This window comes from Pelomonas sp. Root405 (assembly GCF_001425165.1).
Classification (GTDB): Bacteria; Pseudomonadota; Gammaproteobacteria; order Burkholderiales; family Burkholderiaceae_C; genus Pelomonas.
Window position 1 is genome coordinate 72,854 of sequence record NZ_LMDU01000013.1, and the last position, 16,949, is coordinate 89,802.

Genomic DNA, 16,949 nt, shown 5'->3' on the forward strand with positions numbered 1-16,949 from the left:
ACATGACCCTCGATTGGCTCAAACCCGAAGTGATCCTCGGCACGACGATGTATGCCGTCATCGGCGTGTTCATCTTCTGGCTGTGCTTTGTCATCGTCGACAAGATCACGCCCTACAAGCTGTGGGAGGAGATCGTCGAGCACAAGAACCTGGCGCTGGCCATCGTCGTCGGGGCGATGTGCATCTCCATCGGCAACATCGTCGCGGCCGCCATCCATGGCTGACGGGTGCGGCTGATCAGCCCGAATCTCCCGTCCATCGCAAGCCTCCATGACGCCGCGGTCCGCGTCACCAGAATCGCGCCCTTCGAAATCTAGGAGTGCCCGATGAGAACCTGGCTGATCGCGACCGCGCTGACCCTGTGCCTGAACAGCGCCACGCTGGCGCAGCCCCCCACCGCGGAGGAGCAGACCCGCAAGGCCGACGCCACGGCCCAGGCCTCGGGCTTCAAGATCCGCCCCGTCGACGACGCCTGGCGCGCCGCCCTGCCCCGCAACGCCCAGGCCGCCACCCAGGCCTATCTGGACCGCCTGCCCGCCGAGGTGCAGGCCAGGTCCGACGCCTACTACACCGGCGGCTACTGGCTGATTCTTTGGGAACTGCTGTTCGGCCTGGCTGTCACGGCCATCCTCATGAGCGGCCGGCGGGCGGCCCGTCTGCGCGACTGGGCCCAGCGCGTCGGCCGCGGGCCCGTGCGGCGCGACATGCTGTTCGGCGGGGCCTACGTGCTGGCCTCGGCCGTGCTGACCCTGCCGCTGGCCATCTACAGCGGCTGGTGGCGCGAGCAGGCCTATGGCATGTCGACCCAGACGTTCCTCGCCTGGCTGGGCGAAACGGCGCTGTCCCAGGCCGTCGACATGCTGATGATGGGCATCGTCGTCGCCGGACTCTATGCCGTGATCCGCCGCGCCGGCGAGCGCTGGTGGATCTGGGGCACGGGTGGCAGCATCGCCGCGCTCGTCGTGCTGGTCGCCATCTCGCCTGTCCTCATCCAGCCCCTGTTCAACACCTACCAACCGGTCGAGGACGGCACGGTCAAGACGGCGGTCCTGCAGATGGCCCATGCCAACGGCGTGCCGGTGGACAACGTCTACACCTTTGATGCTTCACGGCAGACGACCCGCATTAGCGCCAATGTGTCTGGCCTGCTCGGCACAGCCGCCGTGCGGTTGAACGACAACCTGCTGCGCCGCACCTCCGAGGCGGAGATCCGCGCCGTCATGAGCCATGAGCTCGGCCACTACGTGATGAACCACATGGCCAAGAACATCGCGCTGCTGACGCCGCTGATCTTCGTCGGCTTCGCCGTCGTCGCATGGGCCATGAAGCGCCTGCTCGCGCGCTTAGCTGGCGCCACCGGCGTAAGCCGCATCGACGACGTAGCTGGTCTGCCGATGCTGGTCGCCGTGCTGTCGGTCTTCTTCACGCTCGCGACGCCGATCAACCACAGCATCACCCGTCTGCAGGAGATAGAGGCCGACCGCTTTGGCCTGAACCTGTCACGCGAACCACACGGCTTTGCCGAGGCCCAGCTGCGCCTGGTCGAGTACCGCAAGGCCGACCCGGGAGCGCTTGAGGAATTCATCTTCTTCCACCACCCCAGCACCCGCCACCGCATCCATGACGCGATGCGCTGGCGCGAGGCCATGGGCACGCCCTGACGCCGATGCAACACGACTTCGCCGCACTGACCACCAATGCCCACGAGGACTGGACGCTGTTCGCGGTGCGCTTTCATGACAAGCCCGGCGCAGGCGCGCTGCGCCGCGAGCTGCTGCAGGCCCATCTCGAATGGGTGGCCGCGCACGCTGACGCATTGCGCGTGGCCGGCTCCCTGCGCGAGTCGCCCGAGGCGACGCCGGTGGGCGCACTGTGGGTCGTGCGTGCACCGGACAAGGCCGCCGTCGAGGCGCTGATCGCCACCGACCCCTTCACAACAGGCGGTCTGCGCGCTGGCTGGGACATCTTCCACTGGAGCAAGGCGCTGCCGCAGCCAGTGTCGTTCTAGCGGAAACTCGCGCTCCGCCGAACGACTGCACAGCCCAGCCATGACCTCCACCGCCCGCCGCCTCGCCGCGGCCCTGTTCCTCGCCATCGTCAGCGTTGCTTCGGCCGCCGATGCGCCGCCCGACGTCGCCGTCATGGTCGCCCGTCTCGACCTGGCCGCTGGCAAGGTCAGCGACGTCCGCAACATCACGCCGGGCAAAGGCAACAATTTCCAGCCGGCCTTCACGCCCGACAGCGCGGCGGTTGTCTACACGTCGGGGCGATCCGGCTCCAACAACATCTTCCGGTACGACCTCGCCAAGGGCATGACGACCGCCGTCACGGCGACGGCAGAGAACCTGTATTCGCCCACGCCGCTGGCCGACGGCAGCGGTTTCTCGGCCATCCGCGTCATCACCGCCGACCCGGCCTATGGCATCGAGATGAACGAGCCCTCGCTGTGGCTGTTCAGCTGGGACGGCAAGCCGGTCGCGCCCGTCGTGGCGACCAAGCGCATCGGCTATCACGCCTGGATCAATCCCGATCTGCTGGCCGCCTTCATCGTTGACGACGTGCCGCAGCGCAACGAGCACCGCGCCGTGTTGATCCAGCGGACCAACGGCCAGCAGACGCTGCTCACCACCAAGCCCGGCCGCTCGCTGGGCCGCACCGCCGATGGCAAGCGCGCCACTTTCGTCGACCAGACCGACCCCAAGCGTTGGGTGATCACGACGATGGGTATCGGCGACGCCAAGCCCCAGGTGCTGGTCGAGACGCCGCCGCTGCCCGAGGGCGACAAGGAGACCAATCGAAGCCAGTACTTCGTCTGGTTGCCCGACGGCTCGATGCTGATGGCGCGCGGCCATCTGCTGCTGCGCTGGGACGGCAAGCCGGGCGGAGGCTTCAAGCCCTTCGCCGATTTGCCGGAGTTGAGCGGCGCCATTCGCAACATCGCCGCCAGCGCCGATGGGCAGCGCCTGGCTTTCTCGGTGCTGCTCACCCCGCCCAAGCCTTGACGCAACCCGCCGTTCCTGCCGAACCGCCCGGCCGCGCCTCCCTGGCCGAGTTGCTGCTGCTTGCCAGCGTCTTCGTTATCGCCGCCTGCGGCCTGGTCTACGAGCTGGCCGCCGGTGCGTTGGCGAGTTATCTGCTCGGCGATTCGGTGCTGCAGTTCTCCACCATCATCGGCGTCTACCTGTTCGCGATGGGCCTGGGCTCCTGGCTGTCGCGCTTTGTCGAGCGCCAGCTGGTGGGTGTCTTTCTGCAGGTGGAACTGCTCGTCGGTGTCGTCGGCGGGCTGATGCCGGCGGCGCTGTTCATCGTGCACAGCCTGTTGCCACCGGGCGAAGCCACCGCCTTTCGCGTGCTGCTCTACGCGCTGGTGCTCCTGGTGGGCACGCTGGTGGGCCTGGAGATTCCGCTGGTCATGCGCATCCTCAAACGCCACTTCAGCGCGCGCTATGGCCTGAAGGACCTGGTTTCGCAGGTGCTGACCTTCGATTACCTCGGCGCGCTGCTCGTCGCGTTGGCCTTCCCGCTGGTGCTGGTACCCCACCTTGGTCTCGTGCGCACGGGCGTGGCCTTCGGCCTGCTCAACGTGGCGGTGGCCGTGTGGGCGCTGTGGCTGTTCCGCGCCGAGCTGCGCGCGCTGCGCACCCATGTCGCGGCCGCGGCGCTGTCAGCCACGTTGCTATTGGCTGCCTTGCTCGGCGCCGAACAGCTGACGACCTGGGCGGAGGACCGTTTCTATGGTGAGGACATCGTCTTCAAGCAAAGCAGCGACTACCAGCGCATCGTCGTCACCGAGAGCCGCGCCGGTACGCGCCTGTTCTTGAACGGCAACCTGCAGTTCCACTCCAAGGACGAATACCGGTATCACGAGTCCCTCGTGCAACCGGCGATGGCGGCGCATGGCGCGCCGAAACGCGTGCTGGTGCTGGGCGGTGGCGACGGCATGGCGGTGCGCGAGGTGTTGCGCCACCCCAGCGTTGAGCAGGTCACCCTGGTGGAGCTGGACCCGCTGATGACGACGCTGTTTCGCGACAACGTCAAACTTGCGGCCCTCAACGACCGCGCCCTGTCCAGCCCCAAACTGCGCGTGGTCAATACCGACGCCTTCGGCTGGCTGGAGCGGCAGTCAGAAGTCTTCGACGTCATCGTCATCGACTTCCCCGACCCATCCAACTTCTCGCTCGGCAAGCTCTACACGGCCAGCTTTTACGAACTCGTCGATCAGCACCTCAGCGCCGGCGGCTATGCGGTCGTGCAGACCACGTCGCCACTGATCGCCCGACGCAGCTTCTGGACGGTCGTGTCGACCATCGAGTCGGTCGGTCTGACAACGACGCCATATCACGCTCATGTACCCAGCTTCGGGGAATGGGGTTTCGTCATCGCCTCGCGCCGGCCATTCCGGCTGCCGGCGGCCTTCCCGCCCGGCCTGCGCTTCATCACACCCGCCGGCATGCCGCCGCTGCTGGACTTTCCCCCCGACATGGCGCGGGTGCCGGCCGAGGTGAACCGGCTGTCCAACCAGGTGCTGGTGCAGACCTTCGAGGAAGAGTGGGGCCAGGCCCATTGATCGCGGGAATGCCGTTTGCCAGGCGCAGGGTTCGCCGGCCGATGGCGCCGGTGCAGGAGCCGCGATGCAGACCACCCCTTCCCCCGCCCTGAACCAGGTCGATGTGCCGACCACGCCCGCCAACAGCGACCCTGGCGATATCGACAGCGTCTATCAGAACCTTGTCAGCGGCGTGGGCCATGAGCAGGTGACCGACGACAACGTCGAAGAGCTGATCCGCCGCGCGGATGCCGACAAGCACCCGGTGCTGGCGGCCGAGTTGCGAGAGTGGCGTTCAGCGACCGGTGAAGACGCCAACATCGATCTCGACCCGGCTCACCGGTCGTGACAGCTGAGCGGCGAGGCGTGCTGCTAACCTGCGCGCCTTGCTCCCGCTAACCGCCCTTTTCCCGCCTTCCCCCGCCCGACGCGCGCTGTTGATCAGCCTGCTGGCCAGCGGCTGCTCAGGCGATGCGCCGGCCTTGCAGGGCGGCTGGGTCGGCACACACCCGGAGCGCGGTCACCGGCTGCGCGGTGAGCCGCCGCGCGCCGACGGGCCATTTCGGAAAGCCAGTGTCGTCATCGTCGGTGGCGGCATTGCAGGCCTGGCCTGCGCGCGGGCGCTGACCCGGCGCGGCATGGACGACATCGCACTGCTCGACCTGGAAGACGCCGTCGGCGGCAACAGCCGTGGCCACACGCTGGGCGGCGCGCCCTGCCCCCTCGGCGCCCACTACCTGCCGGTGCCGGGCGACCAGGCGCGCGAGGTCAGCGAGCTGCTGCACGACCTGGGCGTGGCGCGCTCGCATCTCGGTCGCACGGAATGGGCCGAGCGCCACCTCTGCCACAGCCCGCAGGAGCGCCTCTTCATCGACGGCGCGTGGCAGGAAGGCCTGTTGCCCCCGGCCGAGACGCCGGCCCTCCGGGCGCAATACCGGCGCTTTGCAGCCCTCGTCGCCGAGGCACAGCGCGACGCTGGCTTCGCGATGCCAACCCGCCGTGCACCCTGGACCGCCGCGCACCAGGCACTCGATTCGCAGAACTTCGCCGCCTGGCTGGACCGCGCCGGCTTGACTGATGAACGGTTGCGCTGGTACCTCGACTACTGCTGCCGCGATGACTTCGGCGCCAGCGCGGCCGGCGTGTCCGCCTGGGCTGGCCTGCACTACTTCGCCAGCCGCCACGGCTTTCATGCGCCGGGCGATGACACGGCCGAGCGTGAGCCAGTGCTGACCTGGCCTCAAGGCAACGGCTGGTTGAGCGAGCGCATCGCCGAGCCGCTGCGACAGCGCATCCACCACGGCCGCAGCGTGCTGCGCGTGAGCGAGGGCAAGCACGGCATCGAGCTGCTGACCTGGGACGAGACCGCGGCTGCGCCCGAGCGCTGGCAGGCTCAGGCGGTGGTGATGGCCACGCCCGTTTTCATCAGCGCGCGCCTGCTGGCCACGCCGCCCGACGCGCTGCGCCAAGCCGCTGCACGGCTGAGTTATGCGCCCTGGTTGACTGCCAACCTGCTGCTGCGGGAGCCGCTGCTGCACCGCCCCGGCATGCCGCCCGCCTGGGACAGCGTGCGTTATGGCACCACGGCGCTGGGCTATGTGGACGCGCGGCACCAGTCGCTGGACCCTGGCCCCAAGCCGCCGCTGCTGACCGCCTATTTCGCGCTGCCCGCCGCGCAGCGCGGCGAACTGCTGCGCCAGTCCTGGCAGCACTGGGCCAAGTTCGTCACCGACGAGCTGGCGCAGACCCACCCGGACCTGCCGGCCAAGCTGGAGCGCATCGACCTGTGCCGCTTCGGTCATGCCATGAGCATCCCGGCGCCCGGCGTGCGCGGCTCGGACGCGCTGGCGGCGCTGAACGCGGCTGCCGGGCGCATCGTCTACGCGCATGCCGACCTGGCCGGCTATTCGGTGTTTGAAGAGGCCTACACGGCCGGCGCGCTGGCTGCAGCGCGGCTGAGGCTCTGACGGCTGATCGCGATGGGTTCAAAAGCCTTGACCAGCGCCGCCATCAGCGCCTCGGCCTTCGCGCTGTTGTCCGCGCCGTAATTGCAAACGTAGACATCTACTGTCACCCCGCCCAGTTCGGGCCAGGTATGGATGGCCAGGTGCGATTCCGCCAGCAGCACGACGCCGGTAACGCCGCTCTGCTCGTCGTCCGGCGAGAAGCGGTGGAAGAGTTCGGCGACACCGCTGAGACCCGACTGCACGACCGCCGTGCGGCATAGCGCTGCGAGCGCGTCCGCGTCGCGCATGACCGGCAGCCTGGGATCGACGCCGTTCAAGTCGGCCGTCAGGTGCAGGCCTTGCACGTCAGCCGCCAGTCACCGGCGGGAAGAAGGCCAGCTCGTTGCCGTCAGACAAAAGCGCGGACTCGGCGCACATCTTCTGGTTGAGCGCGGATCGCACGGCGCGGCCGGGGGCAAGGGCCTCGGCATGAGCGCCCCCGCGTGCCTGCAAGGCCATGCGCGCGTCGGCGACGCTGCTGCCCTCCGGCAAGACAAGTGCCTCGCCTTCGCCCAGCTTCTCGCGCAGCGAGGCAAAAAAGCGCAACTTCACCGTAATAGTCACGCCAGCAGCTCCGAGAACGGAATGAAGCGCACCGCATCGCCCGACTTGAAAGCCTGGCCGGGCGGGTTGTCGAGCAGGCCGTCGGCCCAGAAAGCCGAGGTCAGCACGCCGCTGCTCTGGTTGGAGAACATGGCCAGCCCGCCGGCCTCGTCCAGTCTCACTCGCAGGAACTCGCGGCGCTTGTCGGGCTTGGGCCAGTCGAAGCCGGCGGCCAGACGATAGCCGCGCGGCGTAACACGCTTTGCGCCCTGCAGCTTGAGCAGGAACGGCCGAACGAGGACCAGGAAGGTCACCAGGCTGGACACGGGGTTGCCGGGCAGGCCGATGAAGTGGGCGTGGCCGACGCGGCCAAACGCGAATGGCTTGCCCGGCTTGATGGCGATGGCCCACAGGTCGAGCTGGCCCTCGGACTGCACGGCGGGGCGCAGGTGGTCTTCCTCGCCGACCGACACGCCACCCGAGGTCAGGATGACGTCGGCTTGCGAAGCCGCCTCGCGCAACGCGGCGCGGGTCACGTCGAGGCGGTCGGGCACGATGCCGAGGTCGATGACCTGGCAGCCCAGGCCTTCGAGCAGCGCCCGCAAAGTGAAGCGGTTTGAGTTGTAGATGGCACCGGGCGGCAGCGGCTCGCCGGGCATGACGAGCTCGTCGCCGGTGGAGAACAGGGCCACGCGCGGGCGGCGGGTGACCGCCAGCTCGGCCGCCCCGGCCGTGGCGGCCAAGCCGACGCTGACGGCATCCAGCCGCGTACCGGCCGACAGCACGACGGCACCGGCGCTCACGTCCTCGCCGCGCAGGCGCACGTTCGCGCCCGCGGTGATGGGCTGCGTCACGCTGACCTTGTCGTCCACGACTTCGGTGAACTCCTGCATGACGACGGTATCGGCACCGGCCGGCACCTGCGCGCCGGTGAAGATGCGCGCCGCTTCGCCGGGCGGCAGCGGCGCGGGCACGCTGCCGGCGGGAATACGCTGGGTCACGGGCAATGGGCGACCAGCATCGGCGGCACGCAGGGCATAGCCGTCCATCGCCGAGTTGTCGGCCGGCGGCACGTCGACCGGCGAGATCAGGTCAGCGGCGAGCACGCGGCCCAGCGCTGCGCTGGTTGCCAGCGTCTCGCGTCCGGCCAGCGGCTGGACCTGTGTCAGTAACGTGGCCAGCGCCTCATCCAGGGCAATCAGCGGCGGCCTCTTGGTTTCAGACATGGGCGTGAATGTAGGCCTTGACCTGGTCCACATCGGCTGGCATCTGCTTGACGCGCTTCGATCTTTGCTCGATGCCTTCCAGGCCCGCGGGCCGCGGGGGCTCGATGCCCAGCGCCTCGTGGATGGTGGCGGCAAACTTGGCCGGCAGAGCCGTCTCCAGCACCAGCATGGTCACGCCAGGCTCGCGTTTTTCGAGCGCCACCTTGAGGCCGTCGGCGGTGTGCGGGTCGATGATGACGCCGTGCTCGGCATGGCAACGGCGGATCGTCGCGATACGGTCGGCATGCGTGCTGCGACCGGAGACAAAGCCGAAGCCCCCAATGTCGGCATGCTCGCTGGCATCGAGCTGGAACTGCTTCTCGCCGAAGTGCTGCTTCACCCGCGCGCCGTCGCGCCCCAGCAGATCGAAGACGAAGCGCTCGAAGTTGCTGGCCTTGGAAATGTCCATCGACGGGCTTGACGTCTCATGCGTATCCGCCGTGCCGCGCGGTCGGTAGGCGCCGGTGCGGAAGAACTCGTCGAGCACGTCGTTCTCGTTGGTCGCGACGACCAGCTTGGCGATGGGCAAGCCCATCTGGCGCGCGACATGGCCGGCGCAGACATTGCCGAAGTTGCCCGACGGCACCGTGAAGCTGACCTTCTCGGCGTTGGTCTTGGTGGCGTAGAAGTAGCCGGCGAAGTAGTAGACGACCTGGGCCAGCAGCCGCGCCCAGTTGATGGAATTGACGGTGCCGATGCGGTGCTCGCGCTTGAACGCGAGATCGTTGGAGACCGCCTTGACGATGTCCTGGCAGTCGTCGAACACGCCGTCGACGGCGATGTTGTGGATGTTCTCGTCCTGCAGACTGAACATTTGCGCCTGCTGGAACGGGCTCATGCGACCTTGCGGGCTGAGCATGAAGACGTTGACGCCCGTTTTGCCGCGCATCGCGTATTCGGCCGCGCTGCCGGTATCGCCCGAGGTGGCACCAAGGATGTTGAGCGTCTCGCCGCGGCGGCCGAGTTCGTACTCGAACAGGGCTCCGAGCAGTTGCATCGCCATGTCCTTGAAGGCCAGCGTCGGGCCGTTGGACAGGCCTTGCAGCGCAATGCCATCGCCGAGCCACGTGAGCGGCGTGACCTGCTCGGTGCCGAAGACTTCGGCCGTGTAGACCTTGCGCGTGATCGCACGCAGGTCGTCGGCGGGGATGTCGTCGATGTAGAGCGACAGGATCTCGAAAGCGAGGTCGGCGTAAGCCAGGCCGCGCCAGCGCGCCAGCGTGGCCGCGTCAACGCGCGGATAGGACTTGGGCAGGTAGAGACCGCCGTCGGGGGCGAGGCCTTCGAGCAGGATGTCGGAGAAGCCGCGCTCGGTCTGGTCACCGCGGGTGGAGATGTACTTCATGTCAGGCCAGTTCTTCCTTGCGCAGCTTGACGATTGGAGCCAGCACTGTGGGCAGGCCCTGCATCTTGGCCAGCGCCTCGTTCATGCGGCCCTCGACCGTGTCGTGCGTCAGGATGATGAGGTCGGTCTGGCGCTCGCCTTCCGCGGACTCACGCTGAAGCACGGCGTCGATGGAGATGTCGTGCTCAGCCAGGATGGTCGTGATGCGCGACAGCACGCCGGCCTGGTCGGCCACGACCAGGCGCAGGTAGAAGGCGGTTTGCACGTCGGCCATCGGCAGGATGGGCGTGTTGCTCATCGCATCGGGCTGGAAGGCCAGGTGGGGCACGCGGTGATCCGGGTCGGCGGTGTGCAGGCGGGTGACGTCGACCAGGTCGGCGACGACGGCCGAGGCGGTCGGCTCCGCACCGGCGCCCTTGCCGTAGTACAGCGTCGTGCCCACGGCATCGGCCTGCACGACGACGGCGTTCATCGCGCCTTCGACGTTGGCGATCAGGCGGGTCGACGGGATCAGCGTCGGGTGCACGCGCAGCTCGATGCCGTTGTCACGACGACGGGTGATGCCGAGCAGCTTGATGCGGTAGCCGAGCTGCTCGGCGTACTTGATATCGGTGGCCTGCAAGGCGCTGATGCCTTCGACGTGGGCCTTGTCGAACTGCACCGGCACGCCGAAGGCGATGGCGCTCATGATGGTCAGCTTGTGGGCCGCGTCGACGCCTTCGATGTCGAAGGTCGGGTCGCTCTCGGCATAGCCCAGGCGCTGGGCTTCCTTCAGCACGACGCCGAAGTCCAGGCCCTTGCCGCGCATTTCCGACAGGATGAAGTTGGTCGTGCCGTTGATGATGCCGGCGATCCACTCGATGCGGTTGGCCGTCAGGCCTTCGCGCAGCGCCTTGATGATGGGGATGCCGCCGGCCACCGCGCCCTCGAAGGCGACGACGACGCCCTTTTCGCGCGCCGCTTCGAAGATCTCGGTGCCATGCAGGGCGAGCAGGGCCTTGTTGGCGGTGACGACATGCTTGCCGTTGGCAATCGCCTTCAGCACCAGCGAGCGCGCCGGCTCGATGCCGCCGATCAGCTCGACGACGATGTCGATGTCCGGGTTGTCGACGAGCTGCTGCGGGTCCCCGATGCAGGGCACGCCGTCGCCAACTTGTGCCTGGTAGGCCTTGGCGCGCTCGGCACTGCGCGCGGCGACCATCGCAATCTCGATGCCCCGGCCAGCACGGCCGCGAATCTCGGCCTGGTTGCGCTGCAAGACGTGGAAGGTGCCGGCACCGACGGTGCCGAGGCCGATCAGGCCAACTTGAATCGCTTTCATTGCAGGGCTCTCAGGACTTCAGGAAGAGTGACGGCGGCGGTAGCCCGCCAGGAAACGGTCGATGCGGCCGACGGCCTCGCGGAGGTCGTCGACGTTGGGCAGGAAGACAAGACGGAAGTGATCGTGCTCGGGCCAGTTGAAGCCGGTGCCTTGCACGATCAGCACCTTCTCCTCGGCCAACAACTCGTAGGCGAACTGCTGGTCGTCGGCAACCGGATAGATCTTGGGGTCAAGGCGCGGGAACATGTAGAGGGCCGCCTTCGGTTTGACCACGCTGACGCCGGGGATCTGTGTCAGCAGCTCGTAGGCCAGGTCGCGCTGACGGCACAGGCGGCCGGTGGGCGCCACAAGGTCGGCAATGCTCTGGTAGCCGCCCAGGGCGGTCTGGATCGCCAATTGACCCGGCGTGTTCGAGCACAGGCGCAGCGAGGCGAGCATGTTCAGGCCCTCGATGTAGTCGCGGGCGTGGCGCTTCTCGCCGCTGACCACCATCCATCCGGCGCGGTAGCCGCAGGCGCGGTAGTTCTTCGACAGGCCGTTGAAGGTCACGAACAGCACGTCGTCGGCCAGGCTCGCCATGCTGGTGTGGGTCGCGCCGTCGTAGAGTGTCTTGTCGTAGATCTCGTCGGCAAAGACGACGAGCTGGTGGCGCCGGGCCAGTTCGATGATGCCCAGCAGCAGGTCGTCCGGATACAGCGCGCCGGTCGGGTTGTTGGGGTTGCAGACCATGATGCCGCGGGTCCGCGGGCTGATCTTGGCCTCGATGTCGGCCAGGTCAGGCAGCCAGCCGGCGCCCTCGTCGCAGCGGTAGTGCACCGGGCGTCCGCCGGACAGGCCGACGACGGCGGTATAGAGCGGGAAGTCCGGCGCCGGGATGAGGATCTCGTCGCCGTCGTTGAGCAGCGCGTTGATCGACATCTGGATCAGCTCGGACGCGCCATTGCCCAGGTAGACGTCGTCGACCGTGACGCCCTTGACACCCTTCTGCTGCGTGTAGTGCACCACCGCCTTGCGCGGCGCAAACAGGCCCTTGCTGTCGGTGTAGCCCCCGGCGTCGGCGAGGTTGCGGATCATGTCCTGCACGATCTCGTCCGGCGGCGTCAGGCCGAACACCGCCGTGTTGCCGATGTTGAGCTTGATGATCTTGTGGCCCTCTTCCTCCATCTGGCGCGCCTTGTCCAGCACGGGGCCGCGGATGTCATAGCTGACGCTGGCGAGCTTGCTGGACTTGGCGATGGGCTTCAAAAGGGGCTCCGGCGCAGCGGCAGCTGCAGTGAAAACAGGGGCGAAACGGGGGAAAGCGGGGAGCCTGGGAGTTTAAGCAAGGGCCGGGCACGCGCCCTGCCGATCTGCGCGACACTCGCGCCCGTCTTTCTGCCCTCTCACCGATGAAGTTCCAGCTCGACGAGCCGCAAGGCGGCAACAGCATTTCCCGCCATGACGCCCAGGGCGTCTGGGTCAATGGCCAGCCGCACACGGCCAGCGTCCTCGTGCCCTGGAAGGGCGATGTCCTCGCCTGGCCGCCTTCGCGCTTCGAGGAACTCACAGCCGCGCATTTCGAAGCAATCAAGGCGCTGAACCCGGAGCTGGTGGTCTTTGGCAGCGGCGCCAAGCTGCGCTTTCCGAGCCCTGCGCTGTGGCGCGGGCTGGTCGAGACACGCATCGGTTTCGAGGTCATGGACCTCGCTGCCGCCTGTCGGACCTACAACGTGCTGGCCAGCGAAGGTCGCAACGTCTTGGCGGCCTTGCTCATCGAGGGATAAGCTACTCGGCCCGGAAAGCGGGGCGAGGCTTTATAATTGCTGGCTATTGCCTGCGGGCGCCCGCGTGAATTGCTGCACAAACAGCGCGCACGACCCGGGGACCCCGTGAGCCCAACTTGCCGCACCCTCCAATGACGCCTGCGCTCAACAAACCTCTGCCGGAAATTGAGGCTCAAGCCACCGGTGGCGTGAAGTTCACCGGCAATGCCTTTCTGGGCAAGTCGGTCGTGTTGTACTTTTATCCGAAAGACAACACGCCGGGTTGTACCACTGAGGCGATGCAATTCCGCGACCGCCACAAGGACTTCGTAAAAGCTGGTGCCGTCGTGTTCGGTGTCTCGCGCGACAACATGGTCTCCCATGACAAGTTCAAGCAGGCGCTGGAGCTGCCCTTCGAGCTGATCGCCGATACCGAAGAAAAGCTCTGTCACATGTTCGGCGTCGTCAAGAACAAGATCATGTACGGCAAGAAGGTCAAGGGCATCGAGCGCTCGACCTTCCTGATCGCACCGAATGGCATCCTGGTGGGCGAATGGCGCGGCATCAAGGTCGCCGGCCACGTCGATGAAGTGCTGAAGGCCGTCAAAGGCCTGAAGAAGGAAGCCGCTTAAACAGCGTTGTTCTCCGACATCGCGGGCTACCGCGGCATGTGCATAATCAGTTCATGCCCCGGGTCGAATCCATGCCTCAGACTTCAAAAGCCGCGCTCATCTTGCGCGGCTTTTTGCTTTCTGACGCCGGGATGTCGTGGGGCCCACCCCCTGCCGCCTAGCCGTCAATGCCACTGCCCAAGCCCCCTGCACAACGCGCCAGCCGCCTCGAAGCCTCCGACTACTCGGTCACACTGACCCCCAGCAAAACCACCGCCCGGCCCGCGACGCCTGCGAGCGTCGCACCCGCCGCTGCGCCGGTGGCGGCTCCGACAGCCGAAGTGCTGCGCCTCCCCACCCCATCGGCACCGCCCGCTGCCGGCAAGCAAGGCGCTGCTGGCAGGTCCGCTGCCAAGGCACCAGCAACGGCGCCCAAACGCAGCCGCAGCAAGGCGGCCGGCGCACCCAAGCTTTTCGTCCTCGACACCAATGTGTTGATGCACGATCCGATGTCGCTGTTCCGCTTCGAGGAGCACGACATCTTCCTGCCCATGATCACGCTCGAGGAGCTGGACGGGCACAAGAAGGGCATGACCGAGGTCGCGCGCAACGTGCGCCAAGTCAGCCGTGAGCTGGACCAGCTCGCCGCCAGCCTGAAGAGCAGCGGCATCGAAGAGATGGCCAAGGGCCTGTCACTGGCCAGCACTGGCCACCGCGAGGCCGAGGGCAAGCTGTTCTTCCAGACGGAGCTGATCGACGCGCCGCTGCCCCAGGGCTTGCCCCAGGGCAAGGCCGACAACCAGATCCTCGGCGTCGTCCAGGCGCTGAAGGAGCGCCATACGGGCCGCGAAGTCGTGCTGGTGTCCAAGGACATCAACATGCGCATCAAGGCCCGCGCTTTGGGCTTGCCGGCAGAGGACTACCGCAACGACAAGACGCTGGAAGACTCCGACCTGCTCTACACCGGGGTGCAGGGCCTGCCGAGCGACTTCTGGGAGCGCCATGGCAAGACCATGGAAAGCTGGCAACAGGGCGGCACGACCTTCTACCGCATCAGCGGGCCGCTGGTGCCGACGCTGCTCATCAACGAGCTGGTCTACCTGGAAGCGCCCGGCGCCACGCCCCTCTATGCCAAGGTGACCGAAATCACCGGCAAGACTGCCGTGCTGCGGACGCTCAAGGACTACGCCCACCAGAAGCACGCCGTCTGGGGCGTGACCGCCCGCAACCGCGAGCAGAACTTCGCGCTGAATCTGCTGATGGACCCAGAGTGCGACTTCATCACGCTGACCGGCACGGCCGGCACCGGCAAGACACTGATGACGCTGGCCGCCGCGCTGAGCCAGGTCTTCGATGACCGCCGTTACAGCGAGATCATCGTCACCCGCGTGACCGTGCCGGTCGGCGAGGACATCGGCTTCCTGCCCGGCACGGAGGAAGAGAAGATGGGACCGTGGATGGGCGCCCTGGACGACAACCTCGAAGTGCTGGCCAAGGGCGGCTCCACCGCTGGTGAATGGGGGCGCGCCGCCACCAATGACCTGGTGCGCAGCAAGATCAAGATTAAGAGCCTGAACTTCATGCGCGGGCGCACGTTCCTGAACAAATTCGTCATCATCGACGAGGCCCAGAACCTGACGCCCAAGCAGATGAAGACGCTAATCACCCGCGCCGGCCCGGGCACCAAGATCGTCTGCCTGGGCAACCTGGCGCAAATCGACACGCCCTACCTGACCGAAGGCAGCTCGGGCCTGACCTTTGCGGTCGACCGCTTCAAGGGCTGGGCCCACAGCGGGCATGTGACGTTGGCGCGCGGCGAACGCTCGAGGCTGGCGGACTTCGCCTCTGAAGTGCTCTGAGGCAACCCTTTTCCGTCCCTGCACGGCCTCTCACGGGGCCGTTTTGCTTTCAGCGGTTCAGCATCACGGGGCCGTCTTGCTTTCAGCGGTTCAGCAGCCCGCCCAGCATGCCAGCCAGATCGCCGAGGCCGCTCGCGCCAAGCTCAGCGGGCAACTGGCCGTTCGGCGTCAGCCTGTCCACGATCTGCGGTAGCCACTGGCTGAGCTGATCGCCAGCCTCGGCGGGCGACACCCCCGCCTGTTGCGCCAGTTGCCCAAGCAGACCGCCGGCACCGCCAAGTGCGCCACTCAGTTGATCCCCAGAGACCGGTTGGTTGGCGCCGGTCGAGATCCAGCTCTGCACTTGGTTGCCCAGGCCGCCGGCCTGCAGTTGCTGCAGCAGACCCGCCAAGCCGCCTTGCAGCGAACCGTTGGCCAGCAGGCCAGAAATCAACGCCACCCAATCCTGGCCGCCGCCGCTTGCCTGGCGACCCAGGCCCTGGGTTGCGGCGCCGAGCAGGTTGTCGAGAAGTCCCATTGCAATCTCCGGTGATGTGACTCGCGCCACACGGTCGCCGCCCGAGTGGGCGCCGTGCGACAGTCTAGATCCCGACCGCATGGCACGGGCGAATGGTCACGGCTGGAACATGAGAGCGCTATCAACGACACTCTCGCGCCCATACCTTCGCTTCGTCCTTCACGACCATGATCTACCGTCCGCTCGGCCGCACCGGCTGGAATATCTCCGCAATCGGCTTTGGCGCCTGGGCCATTGGCGGCACCTGGGGCAACACCGACGACACGGCCGCCATGGCCGCGCTGCACCGGGCGCTGGACCGCGGCGTGAACTTCTTCGACACCGCCGACGTTTACGGCGACGGCCACAGCGAGCGCCTGCTGGCCCGCCTGCGCCGCGAGCGCCCCAACGACGCCTTCTATGTCGCGACCAAGGCCGGTCGGCGGCTCAGCCCGCATGCCGCCGAGGGCTATCGCGATCTGCGCCCCTTCATCGAGCGCAGCCTGCAAAACCTCGAAACCGAGGCCATCGACTTGCTGCAGCTGCACTGCCCGCCCAGCGCCGTCTACGGCATGCCCGAAGTGTTCGGCGCGCTGGACGACCTCGTGCGCGAAGGCAAGCTGCGCCACTACGGCGTCAGCGTCGAGCGCATCGACGAAGCCATGGCGGCGCTGAAGTTCCCGGGCGTTCAGTCGGTGCAGATCATCTACAACCTGTTCCGCCAACGTCCCGCCGAAGTCTTCCTGCCCGCAGCGCAGGCCGCGCAGGTCGGCGTGCTGGCGCGGCTGCCTTTGTCCAGCGGCATGCTCAGCGGCAAGTTCACGCGCGAAAGCAGCTTCGGCAGCGACGACCACCGCGGCTTCAACCGACAAGGCGAGGCCTTCGACAAGGGCGAGACCTTCTCTGGCGTCGACTTCGAGCAGGGCCTGGCCGCCGTCGAGGAGCTGCGCGCGCTGCTGCCGTCTGGCGTGAGCATGGCCCGCCTTGCATTGCGCTGGATCCTGATGAACGACGGCATCACCACGGCCATTCCGGGCGGGCGCACGCCCGCGCAGGTGGACGAGAACGTCAGTGCTGCCGACCTGGCTGCCCTGCCCGCGCCGTTGATGGCCTCGCTGGCCGATGTCTACCAGCGCCGCATCGCGCCGCAGGTGCACCACCTCTGGTAAGACGCTGCTGCCAGACACTGGCATTTTTCCCAGTGACAATCCGGGC

The 16,949-nt window shown here is 67.2% G+C and carries 18 protein-coding genes; 11 read left to right on the top strand and 7 right to left on the bottom strand.

All coding sequences use genetic code 11. The annotated features are described in order from the left end of the window. The first annotated feature begins 2 nt into the window (after positions 1–2). From ASC81_RS16275 to ASC81_RS16305, 7 genes are all read left to right on the top strand, one after another. Positions 3–224 carry a DUF350 domain-containing protein gene (locus ASC81_RS16275; protein ID WP_056269216.1) on the top strand — a complete coding sequence of 74 codons (222 nt, stop codon included), beginning with the start codon at positions 3–5 and terminating at the stop codon, positions 222–224. A gap of 102 nt (positions 225–326) precedes the next feature. Continuing rightward, the gene (locus tag ASC81_RS16280) at positions 327–1,661 is read left to right on the top strand and encodes a M48 family metallopeptidase (RefSeq protein ID WP_056269219.1); all 1,335 of its coding nucleotides are present in this window, start codon (positions 327–329) and stop codon (positions 1,659–1,661) included. A gap of 5 nt (positions 1,662–1,666) precedes the next feature. Next, positions 1,667–2,008 (top strand): YciI family protein, encoded by a 342-nt coding sequence (locus ASC81_RS16285; RefSeq protein ID WP_056269220.1) that lies wholly within the window; start codon positions 1,667–1,669, stop codon positions 2,006–2,008. A gap of 40 nt (positions 2,009–2,048) precedes the next feature. Further along, positions 2,049–3,002 carry a PD40 domain-containing protein gene (locus tag ASC81_RS16290; RefSeq protein ID WP_056269222.1) on the top strand — a complete coding sequence of 318 codons (954 nt, stop codon included), beginning with the start codon at positions 2,049–2,051 and terminating at the stop codon, positions 3,000–3,002. Continuing rightward, on the top strand, positions 2,999–4,567 hold the full coding sequence (locus tag ASC81_RS16295; RefSeq protein WP_056269223.1) for a polyamine aminopropyltransferase: 1,569 nt from the start codon (positions 2,999–3,001) through the stop codon (positions 4,565–4,567). The genes ASC81_RS16290 and ASC81_RS16295 overlap by 4 nt, the downstream gene beginning before the upstream one ends. Before the next feature lie 64 nt (positions 4,568–4,631). After that, on the top strand, positions 4,632–4,895 hold the full coding sequence (locus ASC81_RS16300) for a hypothetical protein (RefSeq protein ID WP_056269225.1): 264 nt from the start codon (positions 4,632–4,634) through the stop codon (positions 4,893–4,895). A gap of 88 nt (positions 4,896–4,983) precedes the next feature. After that, positions 4,984–6,513: an FAD-dependent oxidoreductase gene (locus ASC81_RS16305; protein ID WP_235533683.1), complete on the top strand. Its 1,530-nt coding sequence runs from the start codon at positions 4,984–4,986 to the stop codon at positions 6,511–6,513. Here ASC81_RS16305 and speD read toward each other — a convergent pair. From speD to ASC81_RS16335, 6 genes are read right to left on the bottom strand one after another with little or no spacing between them, the layout of a single operon-like run. Continuing rightward, complete coding sequence (speD, locus tag ASC81_RS16310; RefSeq protein WP_056269227.1) at positions 6,471–6,857, bottom strand: adenosylmethionine decarboxylase; 387 nt, start codon at positions 6,855–6,857, stop codon at positions 6,471–6,473. The two genes, ASC81_RS16305 and speD, sit on opposite strands and share 43 nt — an antisense overlap. A gap of 1 nt (position 6,858) precedes the next feature. Then, on the bottom strand, positions 6,859–7,110 hold the full coding sequence (locus ASC81_RS16315) for a MoaD/ThiS family protein (protein WP_056269964.1): 252 nt from the start codon (positions 7,108–7,110) through the stop codon (positions 6,859–6,861). A gap of 2 nt (positions 7,111–7,112) precedes the next feature. Beyond that, on the bottom strand, positions 7,113–8,321 hold the full coding sequence (gene glp, locus ASC81_RS16320) for a gephyrin-like molybdotransferase Glp (RefSeq protein ID WP_056269228.1): 1,209 nt from the start codon (positions 8,319–8,321) through the stop codon (positions 7,113–7,115). Continuing rightward, positions 8,314–9,705 (bottom strand): threonine synthase, encoded by a 1,392-nt coding sequence (thrC, locus tag ASC81_RS16325; protein WP_056269230.1) that lies wholly within the window; start codon positions 9,703–9,705, stop codon positions 8,314–8,316. Before thrC ends, glp begins: the two co-directional genes overlap by 8 nt. Position 9,706: 1 nt before the next feature. Further along, positions 9,707–11,026, bottom strand: a complete 1,320-nt coding sequence (locus ASC81_RS16330) for a homoserine dehydrogenase (protein ID WP_056269231.1) — start codon at positions 11,024–11,026, stop codon at positions 9,707–9,709. 18 nt (positions 11,027–11,044) lie between these two features. Beyond that, positions 11,045–12,271 (bottom strand): pyridoxal phosphate-dependent aminotransferase, encoded by a 1,227-nt coding sequence (locus tag ASC81_RS16335; RefSeq protein WP_056269233.1) that lies wholly within the window; start codon positions 12,269–12,271, stop codon positions 11,045–11,047. Positions 12,272–12,414: 143 nt separating this feature from the next. Here ASC81_RS16335 and ASC81_RS16340 point away from each other — a divergent pair, with 143 nt between their 5' ends. The 3 genes from ASC81_RS16340 (at position 12,415) to ASC81_RS16350 (ending at position 15,238) form a co-directional block, all read left to right on the top strand. After that, on the top strand, positions 12,415–12,789 hold the full coding sequence (locus ASC81_RS16340) for an Mth938-like domain-containing protein (protein ID WP_056269235.1): 375 nt from the start codon (positions 12,415–12,417) through the stop codon (positions 12,787–12,789). Between the two features lie 131 nt (positions 12,790–12,920). After that, positions 12,921–13,400 carry a peroxiredoxin gene (locus ASC81_RS16345; protein ID WP_056269236.1) on the top strand — a complete coding sequence of 160 codons (480 nt, stop codon included), beginning with the start codon at positions 12,921–12,923 and terminating at the stop codon, positions 13,398–13,400. A 167-nt stretch (positions 13,401–13,567) separates the two neighbouring features. Next, complete coding sequence (locus ASC81_RS16350) at positions 13,568–15,238, top strand: PhoH family protein (protein ID WP_056269238.1); 1,671 nt, start codon at positions 13,568–13,570, stop codon at positions 15,236–15,238. Between the two features lie 82 nt (positions 15,239–15,320). Here ASC81_RS16350 and ASC81_RS16355 read toward each other — a convergent pair whose 3' ends face one another. Continuing rightward, positions 15,321–15,755, bottom strand: coding sequence for a YidB family protein (locus ASC81_RS16355; protein ID WP_056269240.1), 435 nt, complete (start codon positions 15,753–15,755; stop codon positions 15,321–15,323). A gap of 167 nt (positions 15,756–15,922) precedes the next feature. Here ASC81_RS16355 and ASC81_RS16360 point away from each other — a divergent pair, with 167 nt between their 5' ends. After that, positions 15,923–16,903: an aldo/keto reductase gene (locus ASC81_RS16360; protein WP_056269241.1), complete on the top strand. Its 981-nt coding sequence runs from the start codon at positions 15,923–15,925 to the stop codon at positions 16,901–16,903. The last annotated feature ends 46 nt before the right edge of the window (positions 16,904–16,949 follow it).